Genomic DNA, 3459 nt, shown 5'->3' with positions numbered 1-3459 from the left:
TTCCGTCTCCGCGCTCCATTTCTACGAGCGCGAGGGACTGATCGAGAGCTGGCGCAGCGGCGGCAACCAGCGCCGCTACGAGCGCGCCGTGCTGCGCCGGGTGGCGATCATCCGCGTCGCGCAGGCGGTCGGCATCCCACTCGCCGAGATCCGCCGGCGCCTGGATTCGCTGCCCGCCGGCAAGGCCGGCTGGACGAAGCTCGCCGGCGCCTGGCGCGCCGACCTCGATCGCCGCATCGCGCTGCTGAGTCGCCTCCGCGACCGCCTCGAGTCCTGCATCGGCTGTGGCTGCCTTTCGGTCGACGACTGCCCCCTGCGCAACCCAGAGGACCGCGCGGCCGGCGAAGGTCCGGGCCCACGCCACCTCGTGGAGGCCTTGGCCGCCATCGCGCGGACCTCGGTCGGCGCCTCCGCTTCGTCCTGGAGGTCCAGCACGAGCTCACGGCAGGGCGCCTCGGCGCGCCGGCCCGCGCTGTAGCGCGAAACCGTGCCGGTCGGGCGGAAGCCGAGCTTGCTCAGCACCCGGCCCGAGGCCGGATTGTCGAGGAAATGCCCCGCCTCGAGCCGCCTCAGCCGCAGCGAATCGCGGGCGTTGGCAATCATCGCCCGCGCCGCCTCGGTCGCGAAGCCGAGCCCCCAATAGGGCCGCGCGATCCAGTAGCCGAGTTCCTGCCCGCCGTCCGGCGTGGGGCCGAAGCCCACCCCGCCGATCAGCCGCGGCGCGCCTTGCGTGCGCAGGAAGATCAGGCAGGCGGCCTCCTGCTCGCGCGAAAGGAAGCTCTCCGCGTCCGCGAAACGATAGGGCCAGGGGGCGGTGGCGAGGTTGCGGACGATCGCCTCGTCGGCGATCGCCCGGAAGAGCGCGGGCGCGTCCTCCCGGAAGCCGGGCCTCAAGAGCAGTCTCTGGGTTCTCGCGAACATCTCACTTCCCCTTCACTCGCGCCGGCCCATGCCTTCGCGGCATGACGGCCCGGCGACACGTCGTTGTGAGGGAGAAATGAAAAAGGGAGAGGCGGTGGCCTCTCCCTCACATGGTTCCGTTGGAACCCTTGGGCCACCCTTCCCTGGGCAGCCCGTCCTTGGCTGCCCCTATTCCGCCGCCGGTTGCGCACACATAATGTGGACGTACTTGCGGCCGAGCTTGCCGTCGCGAAACGCGACGGTGCCGTCGGTAAGCGCGAACAGGGTATGATCCCTGCCGATGCCGACATTCTGACCCGGATAATATTTGGTGCCGCGCTGGCGCACGATGATGTTGCCGCCGACGACATTCTCGCCGCCGAACTTCTTCACGCCGAGGCGCTTCGCCTGTGAATCGCGGCCGTTACGCGACGAGCCGCCTGCTTTCTTATGTGCCATGGTTCTTCTCTAAACCCGATTCCGTTCATTTACCCTTAGCAGCAGAAGGCTTCTTTGTCGAAGCCTTCTTCGCGGGTGCAGCATCGCCTTTGTCGGCGGCCTTCTTGGTCGCGGCTGCCTTCTTCGGCGCCTCCGCCCTTGCCTTGGCGGGCGTCTCGACGCCGCCCTTGGCCGGCGCCTCCGCCTTGGGCGCTTCGTCCACCTTGGCCTTCTTGCTCGCGCCCTTGCCGCCGATGCTCACGATCTTGAGGATCGTCAGCTGCTGGCGGTGGCCGCGCTTGCGGCGGTAATTGTGGCGGCGCTTCTTCTTGAAGACGGTGACCTTGTCGGCTTTCGCCTGGGCGACGATCTCGGCGGCGACGGTGAGCCCGTCGGTCGACTTCAGCTCGCCGCCGTCGCCGGCCAGCAGGACGTCGTCCAGGGTGACGCTGTCGCCCGCCTCTCCGGCGAGCTTCTCGACGACGATCTTGTCTCCGGCGGCGACGCGATATTGCTTGCCGCCCGTGCGCACGATTGCGAACATGGGCCTATCCAATAAATCAAAATAGCTTGGCCGCGCCGAGGCACGCCTCAAGCGCGGGACGCCGGCTGCTACATAGCGAGGCCGCCGCTGTCAACCAACCCACCCCCGTCATTCCGGCGCAGGCCGGAATCTCGGGACAAGAGGTCGCGGCCCTTCCCGCGAGACCCCGGCCTTCGCCGGGGTGACGGCCTGTCGGGGCCGTCAGTGCCGCCGCTCGGGGCGCAGCCGATAGCGCCCCCGTTCGAAGCCCTCGAACATGTCCCGGATCGCCGGATGGTCGACGGGGAGATCCTCCTCGTCGGGCAGCAGATTCTGCTGGCTGACATAGGCGACGTAGGAGCTCTCCGCATTCTCGGCGAGCAGGTGATAGAAAGGCTGGTCCTTGGGCGGGCGGACGTCCTCGGGGATTGACTGATACCATTCCTCGCTGTTCGCGAAGACCGGATCGATGTCGAAGATCACGCCGCGGAAATCGAACATGCGATGCTTGACGACGTCGCCGATCGAAAAGCGCGCATGGGCGATCGGCGGCGCCTTGGGGGCGCCTTCGGCCTGCGGTCGGTTGTCGGTGGCGGTCATGTCACCCATGTAGGCCTTCGCCGCCGAGGCGGCAAGCAAGGCGGCTTGGCAAGGTCCGGTCCTTGGGCTAGAGCGCCCCGCTCATTCGACCGGGCGCGCCTTGAGGCGGGCCTAGCGAGCCTCGCTCAGCGGAGAGGTGCCGGAGTGGTCGAACGGGGCGGTCTCGAAAACCGTTGAGCGCGCAAGCGTTCCGAGGGTTCGAATCCCTCCCTCTCCGCCACTTAGTCTGCCGCTGCCGAGAACGCCGCGCCGGTCACCGCGAAATTCCCGCCTTTCCGCGCCAAATTCTCTCCCAAAAGGTACCGCGGAGAGCGCACCCGATCCCTTTATGAGCCGCAATTTCCGCGACTTTCTCCGAAGGCATGGCCGGTGGTACCGTTTCCCTGCAAACCGCGAAAAAAACGCAATTGGACTCGGCCGGCCTCCATTGCCGTCTAGAACCCTGCAAAATCAGCGACTTGCCTGCCCGTTTCCCGCGCGATCGGGCAGGGTATAATATTTCGCGGGCAGGGTAAAAATCTTCGCCAGCAGGGAAGCAGGCCGCCCGCTCGCGAATCGCCCATTTGTTCGAGCGTGGGGCCGCAATCCGAAGCCCTCTCCACCCCCCGATAACCCACGAAAGTAAAGTGGATTTTCGGCGATTCTCACGAAAAATCACCGCGACATGAAAGGCTTAGAAGTCGGCCCATGAAAGGGGGTTGGACCCACCCCTTGTCCGCGCGACAATGAGGCCCGCCGCCGAACCCCCGGCCGGCTAAGACGGCCAGGTGCCTGGCCGTCCCCGCCAATGGGGTTCTCGCGGCCGCACGCTTTCGTGAGACCCCCTGAAAGTAGGAGGTCTCGATGCCGAAGTCCATGAAGTCCGGATCCGGGTCCAACCGCGTGAGCGCGGTCGGGCGGTGGATCATGATGCCGGTCGATGAGCTGAAGGCCGCCAAGCGTCTGGTGCGCAAGCATCCCGGATGGAAGCGCCAGGCAATGGAGCGGAGCATCGAGGC

Annotated in this window: 4 protein-coding genes, 1 tRNA gene and 1 pseudogene; 2 read left to right on the top strand and 4 right to left on the bottom strand. The window is 66.7% G+C overall.

All coding sequences use genetic code 11. The features are described 5' to 3' along the window. Positions 1-37 precede the first annotated feature (37 nt). On the top strand, positions 38-478 hold the full coding sequence (gene soxR / locus ACT4N8_RS13625; protein WP_444858662.1) for a redox-sensitive transcriptional activator SoxR: 441 nt from the start codon (positions 38-40) through the stop codon (positions 476-478). Here soxR and ACT4N8_RS13620 read toward each other — a convergent pair. From ACT4N8_RS13620 to hspQ, 4 genes and pseudogenes are all read right to left on the bottom strand, one after another. After that, positions 427-921: pseudogene (locus tag ACT4N8_RS13620) on the bottom strand (GNAT family N-acetyltransferase); the annotation flags it as partial. The gene soxR and the pseudogene ACT4N8_RS13620 sit on opposite strands and share 52 nt — an antisense overlap. A 168-nt stretch (positions 922-1089) precedes the next feature. Further along, complete coding sequence (rpmA, locus tag ACT4N8_RS13615) at positions 1090-1359, bottom strand: 50S ribosomal protein L27 (RefSeq protein ID WP_444858660.1); 270 nt, start codon at positions 1357-1359, stop codon at positions 1090-1092. A 25-nt stretch (positions 1360-1384) separates the two neighbouring features. Then, positions 1385-1882 (bottom strand): 50S ribosomal protein L21, encoded by a 498-nt coding sequence (gene rplU / locus ACT4N8_RS13610; RefSeq protein WP_444858659.1) that lies wholly within the window; start codon positions 1880-1882, stop codon positions 1385-1387. A gap of 201 nt (positions 1883-2083) precedes the next feature. Further along, positions 2084-2461 (bottom strand): heat shock protein HspQ, encoded by a 378-nt coding sequence (gene hspQ, locus ACT4N8_RS13605; RefSeq protein ID WP_444858661.1) that lies wholly within the window; start codon positions 2459-2461, stop codon positions 2084-2086. A 130-nt stretch (positions 2462-2591) separates the two neighbouring features. Between hspQ and ACT4N8_RS13600 the strand changes: the two genes are divergently transcribed. Next, a tRNA-Ser gene (locus ACT4N8_RS13600) sits at positions 2592-2681 on the top strand. The last annotated feature ends 778 nt before the right edge of the window (positions 2682-3459 follow it).

This window comes from Sphingosinicella sp. (genome assembly GCF_052387495.1).
Lineage (GTDB): Bacteria > Pseudomonadota > Alphaproteobacteria > Sphingomonadales > Sphingomonadaceae > Allosphingosinicella.
Note: the sequence above shows the minus strand (reverse complement) of the source record. Positions and strands in the feature narration are given on the sequence as shown.

Bases quoted from the DNA above. Each gene is read 5' to 3' on its own strand.
- rpmA (WP_444858660.1), bottom strand. From the start codon at position 1,359: ATGGCACATAAGAAAGCAGGCGGCTCGTCGCGTAACGGCCGCGATTCA.
- rplU (WP_444858659.1), bottom strand. From the start codon at position 1,882: ATGTTCGCAATCGTGCGCACGGGCGGCAAGCAATATCGCGTCGCCGCC.
- hspQ (WP_444858661.1), bottom strand. From the start codon at position 2,461: ATGACCGCCACCGACAACCGACCGCAGGCCGAAGGCGCCCCCAAGGCG.